The following is a 630-nucleotide window of genomic DNA, read 5'->3' as shown; positions in this document are numbered from 1 at the left end:
GTCCGAACCCCCCGGCCCCCCGGCCGGATTCGCGGCGCCGCCAGCCGGGCCCGTGCGCGGGGACACCGCGCGGAACGTCATCGTGCCGTCGTCGGGGGCATCGGCCGGGGCCGCTCCCCCGGGCTGCCCCGTCTGCGCCGTCGGGCGGCGGAACACGAACGTGCCGCCCCCCGCCGCGTTCGCCTCCTGGTCGGCCGACGGGTTGTTCGCCGTGCCGTCGGTGCGGGCGGCCTCCTCGTCGGGCCGCCGGCCGGTGGGCGACACCCTCGGGTCGGCGCCCTGCGCGCCCTGCGGCGCGCCCCACGAGACGCGGCGGTCCTGGTCGCCACCGAAGCCGGACTGACGCGAGCGGTCGGCGCCCCAGGCGGAGGCCGGTTCGGGACGGCTGCCGTGCTGGGCGTCGGCGGCTGACGGCCCCTCGACCGGGTCCTCGTCGAAGAAGTGCGGGCCGGTCTCCTCGACCGAGGCGGGCTGGGACGCCCCCGCTCCGGGCGGCGGCGCGAGCGACTCGCCGTCCCTGGGTGCCGGACGGCTGGTGCCCGGCACCCAGGAGGCGCCGTTCCAGTACCGGACATATCCAGGAATGGACGGGTCCGGGTAATACCCTTCGCGGGGCCTGTCGTCACCGGG

1 protein-coding gene is annotated in these 630 nt (G+C 78.4%); it reads right to left on the bottom strand.

The window, feature by feature from the left end; genetic code table 11:
• On the bottom strand, positions 1–630 hold a 630-nt coding region (locus C1J00_RS43970), incomplete at both ends, for a DUF2510 domain-containing protein (protein WP_180989941.1).

This window comes from Streptomyces cahuitamycinicus (assembly GCF_002891435.1).
Lineage (GTDB): Bacteria > Actinomycetota > Actinomycetes > Streptomycetales > Streptomycetaceae > Streptomyces > Streptomyces cahuitamycinicus.
Note: the sequence above shows the minus strand (reverse complement) of the source record. Positions and strands in the feature narration are given on the sequence as shown.